A 17,716-nucleotide genomic window follows, 5' to 3' on the forward strand; every position below is an offset into this window, starting at 1 on the left:
AGATTAGATTTTCTAATGCGAAAAATGAGGTGAAATTAGATTATTTCAAACGAGGCTATTCACCCGGCGCGGAGGCCGGGAAAATAAAGTGTGACGAGGGTCAATACTATCGTAGCCAGTCGGGCAGATCGTTAAGGCCCATTGCCTGACGAAGAAGCTGTGGCTTGACGCCCGGAAGGGTATCAGCAAGTTTCAGACCGATATCGCGCAGCAGTTTTTTCGCCGGGTTCGCGCCGGCAAACAGCTCGCGGAAGCCCTGCATGCCCGCCAGCATCATCGCCGCGCTGTGCTTGCGGCTGCGCTCGTAGCGGCGCAGATAAAGATGCTGACCAATGTCTTTACCTTCACGATGCAGACGACGCAGCTCGTCAACCAGCTCAGCCGCGTCCATGAAGCCGAGGTTAACCCCCTGCCCGGCAAGCGGGTGAATGGTATGCGCCGCATCGCCCACCAGGGCCAGACGGTGCGCCGCAAACTGACGCGCGTAGCGGCCGGTTAACGGGAACACCTGACGCTCGCTTTCAAGCGTGCACAGGCCCAGACGGTTATCAAAGGCCATGCACAGCGCCTGGCTGAACGCCTCCGGCGTCGCCTCCTGCATCTGCTGCGCTTTTTCCGGCACCAGAGACCAGACGATGGAGCACAGATGCGGATCGGCAAGCGGCAGGAAGGCCAGAATACCGTCGTTGTGGAAAATCTGGCGCGCGATGCCGCCGTGCGGCTCTTCGGTGCGGATCGTGGCAACCATCGCATGATGGCGGTAATCCCAGAAGGTCAGCGGAATGTCCGCTTTGTTACGCAGCCAGGAATTTGCGCCGTCGGCCCCCACCACCAGACGCGCGGTCAGCATGTCGCCGCTTTCCAGCGTCAGAAACGCGTCGTTTTCGCCCCAGGCCACCTGCTGAAGCGTGGCGGGAGCGATAAGGGTGACGTCGCTGCACTGCTGCGCTTTGCGCCACAGCGCGTGGTGGATCACCGCGTTCTCAACGATGTGCCCAAGGTGGCTATAGCCCATGCTTTCATCGTCAAACGCGATGCGGCCAAAGCTGTCTTTGTCCCACACTTCCATGCCGTGATAGCAGCTGGCGCGCTGCGCCACGATCTCAGACCAGACGCCGAGGTGCGTCAGTAACTTTTCGCTGGCCGCATTGATCGCCGAGACGCGCAGCTCCGGCGGTGCATCCTGCGCCACGGGCTGCGGCGCTTTTTGCTCAAGAACGGCCACGCGCAGGCCGCTGCCCTGTAAGCCACAGGCCAGCGCCAGTCCTACCATTCCGCCGCCAACAATGGCGACATCAACATTTTGCACGGTGATTACTCCTTAACGCGCGACCCAACCCAGGGTCCGCTGCGCCAGCACGTCACGTGCCGGAATGAACAGTTCCATCGCCATCAGCCCGAGGTTGCGACCCGCAACTAACGGCGCCCAGCGATTGGCAAACAGGTGGACCAGGCCGTCGGTGACGCCAACGGTCGCCGCTCTGTCCCCCTCACGTCGTTTCTGGTAATGGCTCAGCACTGAGTATGCGCCACAATCCCGCTGTTCGCCCCACGCCTGCGCCAGCAGTTCAGCCAGGCTCATTACGTCGCGCAGGCCAAGGTTGAAGCCTTGCCCGGCGATAGGGTGCAGCGTCTGCGCGGCATTGCCGACCAGGGCGACGCGATGGGAAACCGTCTGCGATGCGGTCGTCAGCGAAAGCGGATAAACCACCCGCTTGCCCGCGTGGGTGATACGCCCAAGCCGCCAGCCAAAGGCTTTTTGCAGCTCGGCACAAAAACGTTCGTCGGACCAGGAGAGCACCTCATCGGCCTTATCCTGCGCATGGCACCACACCAGCGAACAGCGTCCGTTCGACATCGGCAGCATGGCCAGCGGGCCGTGCTGCGTAAAGCGCTCAAAGGCCCTGCCGTTATGCGCGCCCGCCGTAGAGACGTTAGCGATGACCGCCACCTGGCCATAAGGCTGAGTGTGCCATTCAACGCCGCACTGCGTGGCGAGCGCAGAGCGTGAGCCATCCGCCGCCACCAGCAGTTGCCCCTCAAGCGTGGTACCGTTGTCCAGCGTCACGCTGACGGCCTCGTCACGGCGGCTAAATCCGGCAACGCGCGCCGGACAGTGCAGCGTAACGCCCGGCGCGTCCTGTAACAGACGGAACAGCCTCAGCCCCACGTCATGCAGCTCCACGACCTGCCCCAGCGCCGCTATCCGGTAGTCGTGCGCGTCCAGCGTCACGAACCCGGCATGACCGCGATCGCTGACGTGAACGGTGCGGATCGCCGTTGCGCAATCCGCTATCGCCTGCCAGATCCCGATGTGCGACAGCTGCTGGCAGGTTCCCTGCGCCAGCGCGATGGCGCGAGCATCGAAACCAGGATGGTCGCTCGCCTGCGGCGCAACCGCCTCGACGAGATGCACCGGAAGCTGGCCTTTGGTTAAGTGCGAAATGGCCAGCGCCAGGGTAGCGCCGGTCATGCCTCCGCCAACGATGATCACGCTCATACGCGTGCCGCCGCCATCAGCGCCTCGATCTCCTCGGCTTTTTTTACAACGGTCGCGGTAAGGTTTTCGTTACCGGTTTCGGTGATGACGATGTCGTCTTCGATACGAATGCCAATCCCGCGATACGGTTCCGGCACGTCGGCATCCGGCGCGATGTACAGCCCCGGCTCGACGGTCAGCACCATGCCAGGCTCCAGCACGCGCGAACGGTCCTGACCGTATGCACCCACGTCATGCACGTCCAGCCCCAGCCAGTGGCTCAGGCCGTGCATAAAGTACGGGCGATGGGCGTTTTCAGCGATGAGGGCATCCACATCGCCTTGCAGAATGCCGAGCTTAACCAGCCCGGTAATCATGATGCGCACCACCTCACCCGTGACGTCCTGGATAGAGGTGCCCGGACGGAACAGCGTCAGCGCGGTCTCCAGAGACGCCAGCACGATGTCATAGATTTCGCGCTGCGCGGGGGTGAATTTGCCGTTTACCGGGAAGGTGCGGGTGATGTCCCCTGCATAACCCTGATATTCGCAGCCGGCGTCAATCAGCACCAGATCGCCGTCGCGCAGCTCACTTTCGTTTTCGGTGTAGTGCAGGATGCAGCCGTTTTCCCCGCCGCCAACGATGGTGTTGTAGGACGGGAAGCGCGCGCCGTGGCGGTTAAATTCATGGTGAATTTCGCCTTCAAGCTGGTACTCGAACATGCCGGGATGGCACTTTTCCATGGCGCGAGTATGCGCCAGCGCGCTGATTTCGCCCGCGCGGCGCAGCACGTTAAGTTCTTCTTCTGACTTGAACAGGCGCATCTCGTGCACCACTGGCCGCCAGTCGATGAGCGTAGCGGGCGCCGAGAGATTCTGCCTCGAGCCTTTACGCAGCTTGTCCAGCGCGGTGAAAACAATCTCATCCGCATAGGCATATTCGCCCTGCGCGTGGTAGAGCACGTCGAGTCCGTTGAGCAGCTGATAGAGCTGCTGGTTGATTTCACTGAAGGCCAGCGCGCGGTCAACGCCCAGCTTTTCCGGTGCCGCCTCTTGCCCCAGGCGACGGCCAAACCAGATTTCAGCCGTTAAATCGCGGACACGGTTAAAAATCACGCTGTGGTTATGGGTGTCATTGCTCTTAATCAGCACCAGTACCGCTTCCGGCTCGTTGAAACCCGTGAAGTACCAGAAATCGCTGCTCTGGCGATAGGGGTATTCGCTGTCGGCGCTTCGCGTCACTTCCGGCGCGGCAAAAATCAGGGCAGCGCTTCCCGGCTGCATTGTGGCCAGCAGCGCCTGACGACGGCGAGAATATTCTTGACTGGAGATAACCATGACACCCTCCTGTGCGTTATTGTTCTTAATGTAATGTTGGCTTGCGAACTTCCGGCGCGGTCGGCTGCGAGCGCGTAAAGTTGTCGTGGCACAGCAGAGACGCCACGCGAACATACTCGATGATCTCTTCGAGAGACATCTCCAGCTCTTCCTGATCTTCGTCCTCGTCGTAGCCGAGCTGGGCGATATTACGCAGATCGTCAATCGCCTCACCCGCTTCGCCGGTCACTTTATCAAGTTTAGGCTGGGTTACGCCGAGGCCAAGCAGATAGTGGTTTACCCAGCCCGCGAGCGCATCGGCGCGATCGAACACGCTGACGTCATCGCCTTCAGGCAGATAAAGCTGAAAAAGAAAGCCATCGTCTTCCAGGGAGTCGCTGGTTGCGGCGTGCATTTTACGCAGCGCTTCCGCCAGTTCGTGGCCAAACGCCAGCCCTTCGTTCGTGAGGTCGTGGATCAGCGGCTGCCATGAGCTGTCGCTGTTTCCGCCGCACAGTATGCCGCTGATCAGACCGTGCATTTCGGCAGGGGTTAAACCGACTCCCTGCTGGTTCAGTAACTGGCTTAAATCCTTGTAACCAGGCATTTCGTTCTGTATAGACATACGCATTCGTCATCAAAGGGAGGATATTCATGATATGCTACCACTTTGGACCCTGGTGATACCAGAAAAGGGCTTGTATCTTCACATCAGGGTAGCTATAGTGTCGCCCCTTCGCAGCCCACGGGGCAGTAAGCGAAGGCAGCGCAGTCAATCAGCAGGAAGGTGGCATGTCTGCACAACCCGTCGATCTCCAGATTTTTGGCCGTTCACTGCGAGTGAATTGTCCGCCTGAACAAAGGGATGCTTTGAATCAGGCTGCGGACGATTTGAATCAGCGGTTGCAAGATCTAAAAGAACGCACTAGAGTCACAAATACTGAGCAGCTGGTTTTCATCGCCGCGTTGAACATCAGCTATGAACTGACTCAGGAAAAAGCGAAGACCCGCGACTACGCGGCCAGCATGGAGCAGCGCATTAAAATGCTCCAGCAGACCATAGAACAGGCATTGCTTGATCAAGGTCGCAATCCCGAAAGACCGGGACCAAAGTTTGAATAACACTTCGCAGTTGACTATGGTAGAGTAACTGTGAAGACAAAATTTCTCTGAGATGTTCGCAAGCGGGCCAGTCCCCTGAGCCGATATTTCATACCACAAGAATGTGGCGCTCCATGGTTGGTGAGCATGCTCGGTTCGTCCGAGAAGCCTTAAAACTATGACGACACATTCACCTTGAACCAAGGGTTCAAGGGTTACAGCCTGCGGCGGCATCTCGGAGATTCCCTCTCTTTTCTTCTACCGACTACCATGACTCAATTCCCTGAAGTTGCTGCTTCACGCCAGGACATTCGTCAGCTTATTCGCCAACGCCGCCGCGCGTTAACTCCCGATCGGCAAGCGCATTTTGCCCAGCAGGCAGCCGCCCGTATGATGGCCTATCCGCCTGTGGTGATGGCAAACACGGTCGCGCTGTTTCTCTCGTTTGACGGCGAGCTGGATACCCAACCGCTTATCGACCAGCTCTGGCGCGCCGGAAAGCGGGTGTACTTGCCGGTGCTGCATCCGTTCAGCAAAGGCCATCTCCTGTTTTTGCACTACCATCCGCACAGCGAGCTGGTGGTAAATCGTCTGAAAATTACCGAACCCAGACTCGACGTGCGCGACGTGCTGCCGCTGGCTGAGCTGGACGTGCTGGTCGTGCCGCTGGTGGCGTTTGATGAGCAGGGTCAGCGATTAGGCATGGGCGGCGGGTTCTATGACAGAACGCTGCAAAACTGGCAGCAGTATGGCCTGCAGCCGGTGGGTTATGCGCACGACTGCCAGGCTGTAGAAGCCTTGCCCGTTGAGAAGTGGGATATTCCGCTCCCGGCGGTGGTGACGCCGTCGAAGCTGTGGGAGTGGAGGTAAAAGCAAAACGGTAACGCCAGTTACCGTTTTTGATATTTTCGCCCTCTCCCTGTGGGAGAGGGATGGGGTGAGGGCATCAAACCTCACATATCAATAAAGCAGACGCGCGCGAATCGTTCCCGGAATGGTCTTCATGCTCTGCAGCGCTTTTTCCGCGATGTCTTCATCCGCTTCAATATCAATTACCACATAGCCCATCTGCGAGTTGGTTTGCAGATACTGTGCGGCAATGTTTACGCCCTGCTCGGCAAAGATCTGGTTGATGGCGGTCAGCACGCCCGGACGGTTCTCGTGGATATGCAGCAGGCGGCGACCGCCGTGCAGCGGCAGAGACACCTCCGGGAAGTTCACCGCAGAGAGCGTTGAACCGTTATCGGAGTATTTGCTCAGCTTACCCGCCACTTCCAGGCCGATATTCTCCTGCGCTTCCTGAGTTGACCCACCGATGTGCGGCGTCAGGATCACGTTGTCAAACTCGCACAGCGGAGAGGTGAACGGATCGCTGTTGGTGGCAGGCTCCGTCGGGAACACGTCGATAGCCGCCCCCGCCAGATGCTTACGCTTCAGCGCATCGCACAGCGCAGGAATATCGACCACCGTGCCGCGCGCGGCGTTGATCAGCAGCGAGCCCGGCTTCATCAGCGCCAGCTCTTCCGCGCCCATCATGTTTTTGGTGGAGGCATTTTCCGGCACGTGCAGGCTGACCACGTCGCTCATGTTCAGCAGGTCAGACAGATGCTGCACCTGCGTCGCATTACCCAGCGGCAGCTTGCTTTCGATATCGTAGAAAAACACGTGCATACCGAGAGATTCCGCCAGAATACCGAGCTGCGTACCAATGTGGCCGTAACCGATAATTCCCAGCTTTTTACCACGCGCTTCGTAGGAGCCGGACGCCAGCTTGTTCCACACGCCGCGGTGTGCCTTGGCGTTAGCTTCCGGTATGCCGCGCAGCAGCAGCAGCAGCTCGCCAATCACCAGCTCCGCCACGGAACGGGTGTTGGAGAACGGGGCGTTAAAGACCGGGATACCGCGTTTTGCGGCAGCATTCAGGTCCACCTGGTTGGTGCCGATGCAGAAACAGCCGATCGCTACCAGCTTTTCCGCCGCAGCAATAACGTCTTCAGTCAGTTGGGTACGGGATCGCAGGCCAATGAAATGGGCATCACGGATGGACGCTTTCAGCTCTTCCGAGTCCAGCGCGCCTTTGTGAAATTCGATGTTGGTATAACCCGCCGCACGAAGGCTATCGAGCGCTTTCTGGTGCACGCCCTCGACCAGCAGGAATTTAATCTTGTCTTTCTCCAGTGATACCTTTGCCATTTACCCGACCCTGTTTTTATCTGAACTGATGTTGTGCTGGATATAAATCCCGTGCAGCCAACATATCAAAAAAAACTATTGCAGCAATATGAACGTTTGCGTCGGCACTCTGAAGAAAAGTCATACAGAGCAAAATGACAGAGGAAAATGCTGTGGAAATTTATGAACGTGGCAGGATCGGCAAAAGAGGCGGAAAAACGTGACACAAGTCACCGAATTTAGCGTTTCAAAATTTTTTTAGCGGGGGGAGAGCTCCCCCCGTCAGATCATTTTACGATGGTTTTCACGCCGTCAGCCGTGCCGATCAGCGCCACGTCCGCGCCACGGTTGGCAAATAGCCCTACGGTTACGACGCCCGGGATGCCATTAATCGCATTCTCCAGCGCGATCGCGTCGAGGATCTCGAGACCGTGAACGTCGAGGATCACGTTGCCGTTATCGGTCACCACGCCCTGGCGGTATTCCGGACGGCCGCCCAGCTTCACCAGCGCGCGCGCCACGGCGCTGCGCGCCATAGGGATCACTTCAACCGGCAGCGGGAAATTACCCAGAATGTCGACCTGCTTGGAGGCGTCTGCGATGCAGATAAATTTGTCCGCTACGGAGGCGATGATCTTTTCACGGGTCAGCGCCGCGCCGCCGCCTTTGATCATCTGCATGTGGCCGTTGATTTCATCCGCGCCATCAACGTAAATCCCCAGACGATCCACTTCGTTGAGATCGAAAACGGTAATGCCGAGGCTTTTCAGCTTTTCCGTGGAAGCATCGGAGCTGGAAACTGCGCCCTCGATCTGCCCCTTCATCGTGCCGAGTGCATCGATAAAGTGTGCCGCCGTCGACCCCGTACCAACACCGACAATGGTACCCGGCTGTACGTACTGGAGAGCGGCCCATCCTACTGCTTTTTTCAGTTCATCCTGCGTCATGATCGTTATGCCTGTGGTGTGAAAACTCAGGGCGCATTATAGAACACGTCGAATGGATTTCGTCTGCCACGAAGGGAAAATTGTGTCATAGTGCAGATTAAGCAAAATTAAGGAGTCAGCCAGAGCAATGAAACGTCCGGACTACAGAACACTACAGGCACTTGATGCAGTTATTCGTGAACGCGGTTTTGAGCGCGCGGCGCAGAAGCTGTGCATCACCCAGTCCGCCGTATCACAGCGTATCAAACAGCTTGAAAACATGTTCGGACAGCCGCTGCTGGTGCGTACCGTGCCGCCGCGTCCAACGGAGCAAGGGCAAAAGCTCCTCGCCCTGCTGCGCCAGGTTGAACTGCTGGAAGACGAGTGGCTGGGCGATGAGCAGACCGGCTCTACGCCGCTGCTGCTGTCGCTGGCGGTGAACGCCGACAGCCTGGCAACCTGGCTGCTGCCGGCTCTTGCGCCGGTGCTGGCCGACTCCCCGATCCGCCTGAATCTCCAGGTTGAAGATGAAACCCGCACCCAGGAGCGGCTGCGTCGCGGTGAAGTGGTTGGTGCCGTCAGTATCCAGCCTCAGGCGCTGCCAAGCTGCCTGGTCGATCAGCTGGGCGCGCTGGACTACCTTTTCGTGGGCTCTAAAGCCTTTGCCGAGCGCTACTTCCCGAACGGCGTGACCCGTGCCGCGCTGCTAAAAGCCCCTGCCGTCGCGTTTGACCATCTGGACGATATGCACCAGGCCTTCCTGCAGCAAAACTTCGACCTGCCGCCGGGCAGCGTGCCGTGCCATATCGTCAATTCGTCCGAAGCCTTCGTGCAGCTGGCGCGTCAGGGAACCACCTGCTGCATGATCCCGCATTTGCAGATAGAGAAAGAGTTAAAAAGCGGTGAGCTGATTGACTTAACGCCGGGGCTGTATCAGCGCCGGATGCTGTACTGGCACCGTTTTGCGCCAGAAAGCCGCATGATGCGCAACGTCACCGACGCGCTGCTGGCGTTTGGGCATAAGGTGTTGAGGCAGGATTAATCGCCTGAATTCCCTCTCCCTGTGGGAGAGGGTTTAGGTGAGGGCAAATTATTGCGCCTTAGCCGCCTCAGTTTGCTGAGGTTGAGTTGGCTCCAGCTGGAACACTACATCCACCTGATCGTCGAACTGAATGGTCGGCTGCTCATAGGTCTCCTGAGCGGATACCGGCGCGGCGTCAGCCTTCATCATCCGAACCATCGGGCTTGGCTGGTAGTTAGAGACGTGGTAACGCACGCTGTAAACCGGACCGAGCTTGCTCTTGAAGCCGGCTGCCAGCTGTTCCGCCTGATGAATCGCGTCGTTAATCGCCGCTTTACGCGCTTCGTCTTTGTATTTTTCCGGTTGCGCAACGCCCAGCGAGACGGAACGAATTTCGTTCAGCCCTGCCTTCAGCGCGCCGTCCAGCAGTGAGTTGAGCTTATCAAGCTGGCGCAGGGTCACTTCCACCGTACGCACGGCACGGTAGCCTTTCAGAATGCTTTTGCCGTTCTGGTAGTCGTAATCCGGCTGGGTACGCAGGTTGGCAGAGCTGATATCTTTTTTAGCGATACCGTTCTGTTCCAGGAATGAGAGGTATTGCGCAACACGATCGTCTGCCTGTTTCTTGGCGGAAGCCGCATCTTTCGCAGCGACGTTCACTTCAATTGCCAGGGTTGCAACATCCGGTACCGCATCCACGCTTGCGGTGCCTGAAGTGACGATGTGCGGGCCGTTCGGCAGTTCATTCGCCTGCACCGACACCGAACCTAAACTTACTAATGCCGCCAGGGCCATCACCTTAAACTTCACTGTCATTCCTCCATGTTGCGAAGAGTGCCCCAACAACAGGGCTCATGCCAGCAAGCTTAGCGGGTCTTGTTCAGATGTCCATAAGACAAACGCTTAGTTGAACAATCCCTGTACATGATGAATGCCCTCTTTCGCCAGCTGGAAAGCAATAAACCACATCACCAGCCCTACCAGCGTATTAATGATGCGCTGCGCTTTGGCGGTACGCAGCCGCGGTGCCAGCCACGCCGCCAGGATCGCGAGGCCGAAGAACCAGAGGAAGGAGGCGCTCACCGTACCCAGCGCAAACCAGCGCTTCGGTTCAACGTCCAGCTGGCCGCCCAGGCTGCCCAGCACCACAAACGTATCAAGATAAACGTGCGGGTTCAGCCAGGTCACGGCGAGCATGGTGGCGATTATTTTCCAGCGCCCCTGCTTCATCACCTCGGCGCTCGCCAGTTCAATACTGCTGCTCATGGCGGTTTTCAGGGCACCAAATCCGTACCAGAGCAGAAACGCCACGCCGCCCCAGGTGACCAACGCCAGCAGCCACGGCGACTGCATCAGCAGGGCGCTGCCGCCAAAAATCCCGGCGCAAATCAGCAGCAGATCGCTCACCGCGCACAGCAGAGCAATCATCAGATGGTACTGGCGGCGAATGCCCTGATTCATCACGAACGCGTTTTGTGGGCCGAGAGGAAGGATCATGGCCGCGCCTAACGCAAGCCCCTGAAAATAATAAGATAACATGACATCGTTCTCACAGAGTTGTTCCGGAAGCAAACTATACTGCGCGAACGTCATTAGAGGAAATTGATAATATTAATTGGGTATTAGGGAAACTAATTAAAAAAACCCGGTGGCACTAACGCTACCGGGCCTGAGGGAATGCGGATTACTCGGCTGCTTTTTCGCGCTTGAGGTTTACATCCATCTGCGGGTACGGGAAGCTGATGCCGTTAGCGTCGAAGTCACGCTTGATGCGCTCCAGCACGTCCCAGTAAACGTTTTGCAGATCGCTGCTTTTGCTCCAGATGCGCACCACGAAGTTGATGGATGACGCGCCCAGCTCGTTCAGACGAACGGTCTGCTCGCGATCCTTCAGAACGCGATCGTCAGAAGCAATGATGTTGGTAATCAGCGACTTTACCTGCTCGATATCTGAATCGTATGCCACACCGATGATCAGCTCATTGCGGCGCACCGGTTCGCGGGAAAAGTTAATGATGTTGCCCGCGATGATTTTCCCGTTCGGGATCACCACAATACGACCATCGACGGTACGCAGGGTGGTAGAGAAAATCTGCACCTGCAACACGGTGCCGGCAATACCGCCCAGATCGACATATTCACCGGAGCGGAACGGACGGAAGGTCACCAGCAGTACGCCTGCCGCCAGGTTCGAAAGCGACCCCTGCAACGCCAGACCGATGGCCAGACCGGCCGCACCGAGCACTGCGATAACGGATGCAGTCTGCACGCCCACGCGGCCTAACGCCGCAATCAGCGTAAAGGCAATGATGCCGTAACGCACCAGCGCGGAGAGGAAGTCGGCCACCGTCGCATCAATATGACGAGCGAGCATGACACGATTAATTGCATTGGACACGACGCGCGCCACGATCATACCCACGATAACGATCGCGATTGCCGCGACGATATTTACCGCATAACTCAGCAGCAGCGCCTGGTTGCGCACCAGCCAGGTTCCCGCGTTGTTAATGCCATCTACTACACCGAGATCTTCCATTCATTTATCCTTATGCTAAACCAAACCACAAAATCCATCCCACATGGAGACAGGCAGGTCAGTAAAGGGTAAACAAAAAGCCAGGTATTGCCAAACAGATCACAAAACCAGGTGTTGCAGGATATTGAAAAAGCATAAAAAAAAGGCCCGCAGTTGCGGGCCTTCTGATGTGCTGTTAGCAGCTCAAATTACAGAACGTCGATGGCGTTCAGTTCTTTGAATGCCTGCTCCAGACGGGTCACCATGGACGTCTGCGCAGCGCGCAGCCATACGCGTGGATCGTAGTATTTCTTGTTCGGCTGGTCTTCGCCTTTCGGGTTGCCCAGCTGGCCCTGCAGGTAAGCTTCGTTGGTTTTGTAGTATTGCAGGATACCGTCCCAGGTCGCCCATTGGGTGTCGGTATCGATGTTCATTTTCACTACGCCGTAGCTTACGGAATCTTTGATTTCCTGGGCAGAAGAACCGGAACCGCCGTGGAAGACGAAGTTCAGGCTGTTGTGCGGCAGGTTGTGTTTCTTGGACACGTATTCCTGAGAATCACGCAGGATAGTTGGGGTCAGAACCACGTTACCTGGTTTGTAAACGCCGTGAACGTTACCGAAGGACGCTGCGATGGTGAAGCGCGGGCTGATTTTGCTCAGTTCGGTGTAAGCGTAATCAACGTCTTCTGGCTGGGTATACAGAGCGGAAGCGTCCATGTGGCTGTTGTCCACGCCGTCTTCTTCACCGCCGGTGCAGCCCAGTTCGATTTCCAGGGTCATGCCCATTTTGGACATACGCGCCAGGTACTTAGAGCAGATCTCGATGTTCTCTTCCAGAGACTCTTCAGACAGGTCGATCATGTGAGAAGAGAACAGCGGCTTACCGGTTGCAGCGAAGTGTTTTTCACCCGCGTCCAGCAGACCGTCGATCCACGGCAGCAGTTTCTTCGCGCAGTGGTCAGTGTGCAGGATAACCGGAACACCGTAGTGCTCAGCCATCTGGTGTACGTGGTGCGCACCAGAGATAGCGCCCAGGATTGCAGCACCCTGAGGAACGTCAGTTTTCACGCCTTTACCTGCGATGAACGCAGCGCCGCCGTTAGAGAACTGAACGATAACCGGTGCTTTCACTTTCGCAGCGGTTTCCAGTACGGCGTTGATGGAGTCGGTACCTACGCAGTTTACTGCTGGCAGAGCGAAGTTGTTTTCTTTAGCTACCTGGAACACTTTCTGTACGTCATCACCAGTGATAACGCCAGGTTTTACGAAATCAAAAATTTTAGACATGTTGCTTAGTCCTGTATCTTCGGCCGTTAGAAAAGGTGCGAGCTCTTATAAGCGCGCTGAAAATTGGGCAGGTTTCCCTGCCCCTGAATGGCTTACTTCTTAGCGCGCTCTTCGAGCATTGCTACTGCTGGCAGTACTTTGCCTTCCACGAATTCGAGGAATGCGCCGCCACCAGTGGAGATGTAGGAGATCTTGTCAGCGATACCGAACAGGTCGATAGCTGCCAGGGTGTCACCACCGCCTGCGATAGAGAACGCTTCGCTGTCTGCGATAGCGTTAGCAACGATTTCAGTCCCTTTGCGGAAGTTCGGGAATTCGAACACGCCAACTGGACCGTTCCACAGGATAGTTTTTGCGTTTTTCAGGATTTCAGCCAGTTTCTGTGCAGAAACGTCGCCCAGGTCCAGGATCTGCTCTTCATCTTTGATGTCGTTTACAGATTTCAGGGTCGCGGTAGCGGTTTCGGAGAACTCGGTCGCAACGCGAACGTCAGTTGGAACCGGGATATCACAGGTACCCAGCAGACGTTTTGCTTCGTCAACCAGGTCAGCTTCGTACAGGGATTTACCCACGTTGTGGCCTTGAGCAGCAACGAAGGTGTTCGCGATACCACCGCCAACGATCAGCTGGTCAGCGATTTTGGACAGGGAATCCAGAACGGTCAGTTTGGTAGAAACTTTAGAACCGCCAACAATGGCGACCATTGGACGAGCAGGCTCTTTCAGCGCTTTGCCCAGTGCTTCCAGTTCGTCAGCCAGCAGAGGACCAGCACAAGCTACGTCAGCGAATTTACCGATACCGTGGGTAGACGCCTGAGCACGGTGAGCCGTACCGAATGCATCCATTACGAATACGTCACACAGTGCAGCGTATTTCCTGGACAGGGTTTCGTCGTCTTTCTTTTCGCCTTTGTTGAAGCGAACGTTTTCCAGAACAACCAGCTCGCCTTCGGCAACTTCAACGCCGTCCAGGTAATCTTTCACCAGGCGAACCGGGTTGGACAGTTTGTCTTTCAGGTAATTAACAACCGGCAGCAGAGAAAACTCTTCGTTGTACTCGCCTTCAGTTGGACGGCCCAGGTGGGAGGTGACCATCACTTTAGCGCCCTGCTTCAGAGCCAGTTCAATGGTTGGCAGAGATGCACGAATACGCGCGTCGCTGGTCACTTTGCCATCTTTAACCGGTACGTTCAGATCGGCACGGATGAAAACGCGTTTACCTGCCAGATCCAGATCGGTCATCTTAATTACAGACATGGTGAATCCTCTCGTTGATTCTTAAAGTTTTGCAAGCGCAAGGTGCGCTCTACCTGAAACCTTTTGCGGCCATTGCTAACGTGGTGTCGAGCATTCGGTTAGCAAAGCCCCATTCGTTATCACACCAGACCAGCGTCTTGATGAGGTGTGCACCACTGACTCGCGTCTGCGTGCCATCCACGATGGCGCTGTGCGGGTCGTGGTTAAAATCTACTGAGACCAACGGTAATTCCGTATAGTCAACTATACCATGAAATGCACCCTGTGCCGCTTTTTGCAGCAACAGGTTGACTTCACAGGCTTTTACCGGTTTTTTCACCGTCACGCTAAGATCGATTGCGGTGACGTTTATCGTCGGAACACGCACGGCAATCGCTTCAAAACGGTCGTTAAACTGCGGGAAAATACGGGTGATCCCGGCTGCCAGCTTCGTATCCACCGGTATGATTGACTGACTCGCCGCGCGAGTGCGTCGTAAATCCGGGTGGTAGGCGTCGATAACCTGCTGATCGTGCATGGCGGAGTGAATCGTGGTCACCGTGCCGGATTCAATGCCATACGCATCGTCTAACAGTTTAATGACCGGAATAATGCAGTTGGTAGTGCAGGAGGCGTTGGAGACAATGCGGTGTTCGGCTTGCAGCTCGTGCTGGTTAACGCCAAACACGACGGTGGCGTCGAGGTCGTTACTGCCGGGATGAGAGAACAGGACTTTTTTTGCGCCAGCATTAAGATGCGCTTCGCCATGTTCGCGGTTACCGTACACGCCGGTACAGTCCAGCACCACGTCCACGCCCAGCTCTCGCCAGGGTAGCCCGTCAATACCGCGCTCGTGCAGCACGCGGATGGCATCGTCACCGACAAACAGCTGGTCTCTTTCCTGGCGAACGTCCCAGGCAAAGCGTCCGTGGCTGGTGTCATATTTCAACAAATGCGCCATGCCCGCAGCATCCGCCAGCTCATTGATTGCCACCACGGTTATTTCCGCACGACGCCCGGATTCATATAAAGCACGAACCACGTTGCGCCCGATGCGACCGAAGCCATTAATCGCTACGCGTACGGTCATAGATCTCCTGCAAAGCTATCCCTGAGTTTGAGGTGGCTGAAAGAGTAATCCAGCTACGCCCGAAGGGGAATCTTTGCTATTACAAACTGCGATTGATTGGTCAATTGTCGAACATTTAATCGACTGAAACGCTTCAGCAAGAATAAGCGAATCGGGGAATAAAAGGAATGGCTGTCCAGAGCAATAAGCCAGCTATATGACTTGCGTCACATTTTAGATGGAATAATTTACGGCGACGTAAACGCAAAACGGTAACCCGAGGGTTACCGTTTTTAGCGTTTGCAGCCTCTCCCAGGGAGAGGGTCGGGGTGAGGGCATCAGCCCGCACCGTACAAACCATTACAGCAGTTCTTTCGCTTTCGCGACGACGTTCTCAACGGTGAAGCCGAACTCTTCGAACAGCAGTTCAGCCGGAGCAGACTCACCGAAGGTGGTCATACCGACGATTGCACCGTTCAGGCCAACGTATTTGAACCAGTAGTCAGCGATGCCCGCCTCCACTGCCACGCGAGCGGTAACCGCTTTCGGCAGTACGGATTCACGGTAAGCCGCATCCTGCTTATCGAACGCGTCGGTAGACGGCATGGAGACCACGCGCGCCTTCACGCCTTCGGCAGTCAGTTTTTCCCATGCTGCAACCGCCAGTTCAACTTCAGAACCGGTCGCGATGAAGATCAGCTCAGGCTGGCCTGCGCAATCTTTCAGCACGTAACCACCGCGGGCGATGTTCGCCAGCTGCTCTGGCGTACGTTCCTGCTGCGCCAGGTTCTGACGGGAGAGGATCAGCGCGGTCGGGCCGTCCTGACGCTCAACGCCGTATTTCCACGCCACCGCGGATTCAACCTGGTCACATGGACGCCACGTGCTCATGTTCGGGGTCACGCGCAGGGAGGCAACCTGCTCTACCGGCTGGTGAGTTGGGCCATCTTCGCCCAGACCGATGGAGTCGTGGGTGTAGACCATCACCTGACGCTGTTTCATCAGCGCGGCCATACGCACGGCGTTACGTGCATATTCCACGAACATCAGGAAGGTAGAGGTGTACGGCAGGAAACCACCGTGCAGGGAGATACCGTTGGCAATCGCGGTCATACCGAACTCACGTACACCGTAATGGATGTAGTTACCGGCAGTATCTTCGTTGATTGGCTTAGAGCCAGACCACAGGGTCAGGTTAGATGGTGCCAGGTCAGCGGAGCCGCCGAGGAATTCAGGCAGCAGAGGACCGAAGGCTTCAATCGCATTCTGAGACGCTTTACGGCTGGCGATCTTAGACGGGTTCGCCTGCAGCTTCGCGATGAACTCGTTCGCTTTCGCGTCGAAGTCAGACGGCATATCGCCTTTCATACGACGGGTGAATTCAGCCGCTTCCTGAGGGAAGGCTTTCGCGTAAGCCGCGAACTTCTCGTTCCAGGCCGCTTCTTTCGCCTGGCCCACTTCTTTCGCATCCCACTGAGCGTAGATTTCAGACGGGATTTCGAAGGCAGGGTATTTCCAGCCAAGCTGCTCACGGGTCAGCGCGATTTCCGCGTCGCCCAGCGGTGCGCCGTGGGAATCGTGAGTGCCCGCTTTGTTCGGAGAACCGAAGCCGATGATGGTTTTGCACATCAGCAGGGACGGCTTGTCGGTCACGGCGCGTGCTTCTTCAACCGCACGTTTAATCGAGTCAGCATCGTGGCCATCAACGCCACGCACAACGTGCCAGCCGTAAGCTTCGAAACGTGCTGCGGTGTCGTCAGTGAACCAGCCTTCAACGTGACCGTCGATGGAGATACCGTTGTCGTCGTAGAACGCCACCAGTTTGCCCAGCTTCAGGGTGCCTGCCAGGGAACACACTTCGTGAGAAATGCCTTCCATCATGCAGCCGTCGCCCATGAACGCGTAGGTGAAGTGGTCAACGATGTCGTGACCAGGACGGTTGAACTGTGCCGCCAGGGTCTTCTCAGCAATCGCCATACCCACGGCATTCGCGATGCCCTGGCCCAGCGGGCCGGTGGTGGTTTCAACGCCAGCGGTGTAGCCTACTTCCGGGTGACCTGGAGTTTTGGAGTGCAGCTGACGGAAGTTTTTCAGCTCTTCGATTGGCAGATCGTAGCCGGTGAGGTGCAGCAGGCTATAGATCAGCATAGAGCCGTGGCCGTTGGACAGCACGAAACGGTCGCGGTCAGCCCATGCCGGGTTCTGCGGGTTATGGTTCAGGAAATCACGCCACAGGACTTCGGCGATGTCAGCCATGCCCATAGGGGCGCCCGGGTGGCCGGATTTGGCTTTCTGTACTGCGTCCATGCTCAGCGCACGAATAGCATTAGCAAGCTCTTTACGTGAGGACATTTTAACTCCAGATCGGACTGTTAAAGGCCATGCCCTTGACGACAGCGCGTTTTGGGCTACGCCGGAAAAAAGTGCCAACAATGTAACCCAAGCCGCAGGGCATGTACATGGAGCATTCTTTTGCTGCTTAAGAAATCTCTGGATCATGCTCGCATGTTGCGCAATCTGCTCGCCCGCTGCTGTAGATATTCCTTATACTTAGCCCGACACCGGCTTCGCTGGCGGTGCAATTTTCGGA

16 protein-coding genes and 1 other RNA gene are annotated in these 17,716 nt (G+C 56.6%); 4 read left to right on the forward strand and 13 right to left on the reverse strand.

The window, feature by feature from the left end; all coding sequences use genetic code 11:
* Positions 1-106: 106 nt before the first annotated feature.
* Genes ubiI through OWK27_RS14875 form a run of 4 tightly spaced genes read right to left on the reverse strand, consistent with a single transcriptional unit; the run spans position 107 to position 4,420 of the window.
* Positions 107-1,309, reverse strand: a complete 1,203-nt coding sequence (gene ubiI / locus OWK27_RS14860) for an FAD-dependent 2-octaprenylphenol hydroxylase (RefSeq protein WP_148418544.1) — start codon at positions 1,307-1,309, stop codon at positions 107-109.
* A gap of 12 nt (positions 1,310-1,321) precedes the next feature.
* On the reverse strand, positions 1,322-2,500 hold the full coding sequence (gene ubiH / locus OWK27_RS14865; RefSeq protein ID WP_267590666.1) for a 2-octaprenyl-6-methoxyphenyl hydroxylase: 1,179 nt from the start codon (positions 2,498-2,500) through the stop codon (positions 1,322-1,324).
* Positions 2,497-3,810, reverse strand: coding sequence for a Xaa-Pro aminopeptidase (gene pepP / locus OWK27_RS14870; protein WP_267590678.1), 1,314 nt, complete (start codon positions 3,808-3,810; stop codon positions 2,497-2,499). Before pepP ends, ubiH begins: the two co-directional genes overlap by 4 nt.
* A gap of 31 nt (positions 3,811-3,841) precedes the next feature.
* The gene (locus OWK27_RS14875) at positions 3,842-4,420 is read right to left on the reverse strand and encodes a YecA family protein (RefSeq protein WP_148418542.1); all 579 of its coding nucleotides are present in this window, start codon (positions 4,418-4,420) and stop codon (positions 3,842-3,844) included.
* Between the two features lie 167 nt (positions 4,421-4,587).
* Here OWK27_RS14875 and zapA point away from each other — a divergent pair, with 167 nt between their 5' ends.
* From zapA to OWK27_RS14890, 3 genes are all read left to right on the forward strand, one after another.
* The gene (gene zapA / locus OWK27_RS14880; RefSeq protein WP_006811891.1) at positions 4,588-4,917 is read left to right on the forward strand and encodes a cell division protein ZapA; all 330 of its coding nucleotides are present in this window, start codon (positions 4,588-4,590) and stop codon (positions 4,915-4,917) included.
* Positions 4,918-4,958: 41 nt separating this feature from the next.
* Positions 4,959-5,142: non-coding RNA, 6S RNA (gene ssrS, locus OWK27_RS14885), on the forward strand.
* Positions 5,143-5,166: 24 nt separating this feature from the next.
* Complete coding sequence (locus tag OWK27_RS14890) at positions 5,167-5,766, forward strand: 5-formyltetrahydrofolate cyclo-ligase (protein ID WP_267590667.1); 600 nt, start codon at positions 5,167-5,169, stop codon at positions 5,764-5,766.
* A 90-nt stretch (positions 5,767-5,856) separates the two neighbouring features.
* On the opposite strand, the gene serA is transcribed toward OWK27_RS14890, so the two are convergent.
* Positions 5,857-7,089: a phosphoglycerate dehydrogenase gene (serA, locus tag OWK27_RS14895; protein ID WP_148418540.1), complete on the reverse strand. Its 1,233-nt coding sequence runs from the start codon at positions 7,087-7,089 to the stop codon at positions 5,857-5,859.
* 266 nt (positions 7,090-7,355) lie between these two features.
* The gene (rpiA, locus tag OWK27_RS14900; RefSeq protein WP_148418538.1) at positions 7,356-8,015 is read right to left on the reverse strand and encodes a ribose-5-phosphate isomerase RpiA; all 660 of its coding nucleotides are present in this window, start codon (positions 8,013-8,015) and stop codon (positions 7,356-7,358) included.
* A 127-nt stretch (positions 8,016-8,142) separates the two neighbouring features.
* On the opposite strand from rpiA, the gene argP reads away from it, so the two are divergent.
* Positions 8,143-9,036, forward strand: coding sequence for a DNA-binding transcriptional regulator ArgP (argP, locus tag OWK27_RS14905; protein ID WP_003860089.1), 894 nt, complete (start codon positions 8,143-8,145; stop codon positions 9,034-9,036).
* A 48-nt stretch (positions 9,037-9,084) separates the two neighbouring features.
* Here the strand turns inward: argP and OWK27_RS14910 are convergent, their stop codons facing one another.
* The 7 genes from OWK27_RS14910 to tkt all read right to left on the reverse strand — a co-directional run bounded on the left by OWK27_RS14910 (position 9,085) and on the right by tkt (position 17,478).
* A complete protein-coding gene (locus OWK27_RS14910) occupies positions 9,085-9,825 on the reverse strand; it encodes an oxidative stress defense protein (RefSeq protein ID WP_148418654.1) in 741 nt (246 codons plus the stop codon).
* Between the two features lie 93 nt (positions 9,826-9,918).
* Positions 9,919-10,554 (reverse strand): arginine exporter ArgO, encoded by a 636-nt coding sequence (argO, locus tag OWK27_RS14915; RefSeq protein ID WP_148418537.1) that lies wholly within the window; start codon positions 10,552-10,554, stop codon positions 9,919-9,921.
* A gap of 145 nt (positions 10,555-10,699) precedes the next feature.
* A complete protein-coding gene (locus OWK27_RS14920; protein ID WP_267590668.1) occupies positions 10,700-11,554 on the reverse strand; it encodes a small-conductance mechanosensitive channel MscS in 855 nt (284 codons plus the stop codon).
* Between the two features lie 188 nt (positions 11,555-11,742).
* On the reverse strand, positions 11,743-12,822 hold the full coding sequence (gene fbaA, locus OWK27_RS14925; RefSeq protein WP_063867865.1) for a class II fructose-bisphosphate aldolase: 1,080 nt from the start codon (positions 12,820-12,822) through the stop codon (positions 11,743-11,745).
* A gap of 92 nt (positions 12,823-12,914) precedes the next feature.
* A complete protein-coding gene (pgk, locus tag OWK27_RS14930; RefSeq protein ID WP_176609531.1) occupies positions 12,915-14,078 on the reverse strand; it encodes a phosphoglycerate kinase in 1,164 nt (387 codons plus the stop codon).
* Between the two features lie 49 nt (positions 14,079-14,127).
* Positions 14,128-15,147: an erythrose-4-phosphate dehydrogenase gene (gene epd, locus OWK27_RS14935; protein WP_252004205.1), complete on the reverse strand. Its 1,020-nt coding sequence runs from the start codon at positions 15,145-15,147 to the stop codon at positions 14,128-14,130.
* 339 nt (positions 15,148-15,486) lie between these two features.
* Complete coding sequence (tkt, locus tag OWK27_RS14940; RefSeq protein WP_148418534.1) at positions 15,487-17,478, reverse strand: transketolase; 1,992 nt, start codon at positions 17,476-17,478, stop codon at positions 15,487-15,489.
* Between the last annotated feature and the right edge of the window lie 238 nt (positions 17,479-17,716).

The organism is Enterobacter cloacae complex sp. 2022EL-00788 (assembly GCF_026627565.1).
Lineage (GTDB): Bacteria > Pseudomonadota > Gammaproteobacteria > Enterobacterales > Enterobacteriaceae > Enterobacter > Enterobacter pasteurii.

Coding starts and splice junctions, on each gene's coding strand:
- pgk (WP_176609531.1), bottom strand. CDS start 14,078: ATGTCTGTAATTAAGATGACCGATCTGGATCTGGCAGGTAAACGCGTT.
- ubiH (WP_267590666.1), bottom strand. CDS start 2,500: ATGAGCGTGATCATCGTTGGCGGAGGCATGACCGGCGCTACCCTGGCG.
- zapA (WP_006811891.1), top strand. CDS start 4,588: ATGTCTGCACAACCCGTCGATCTCCAGATTTTTGGCCGTTCACTGCGA.
- fbaA (WP_063867865.1), bottom strand. CDS start 12,822: ATGTCTAAAATTTTTGATTTCGTAAAACCTGGCGTTATCACTGGTGAT.
- epd (WP_252004205.1), bottom strand. CDS start 15,147: ATGACCGTACGCGTAGCGATTAATGGCTTCGGTCGCATCGGGCGCAAC.
- OWK27_RS14920 (WP_267590668.1), bottom strand. CDS start 11,554: ATGGAAGATCTCGGTGTAGTAGATGGCATTAACAACGCGGGAACCTGG.
- serA (WP_148418540.1), bottom strand. CDS start 7,089: ATGGCAAAGGTATCACTGGAGAAAGACAAGATTAAATTCCTGCTGGTC.
- argO (WP_148418537.1), bottom strand. CDS start 10,554: ATGTTATCTTATTATTTTCAGGGGCTTGCGTTAGGCGCGGCCATGATC.
- OWK27_RS14890 (WP_267590667.1), top strand. CDS start 5,167: ATGACTCAATTCCCTGAAGTTGCTGCTTCACGCCAGGACATTCGTCAG.
- argP (WP_003860089.1), top strand. CDS start 8,143: ATGAAACGTCCGGACTACAGAACACTACAGGCACTTGATGCAGTTATT.
- OWK27_RS14875 (WP_148418542.1), bottom strand. CDS start 4,420: ATGTCTATACAGAACGAAATGCCTGGTTACAAGGATTTAAGCCAGTTA.
- tkt (WP_148418534.1), bottom strand. CDS start 17,478: ATGTCCTCACGTAAAGAGCTTGCTAATGCTATTCGTGCGCTGAGCATG.
- rpiA (WP_148418538.1), bottom strand. CDS start 8,015: ATGACGCAGGATGAACTGAAAAAAGCAGTAGGATGGGCCGCTCTCCAG.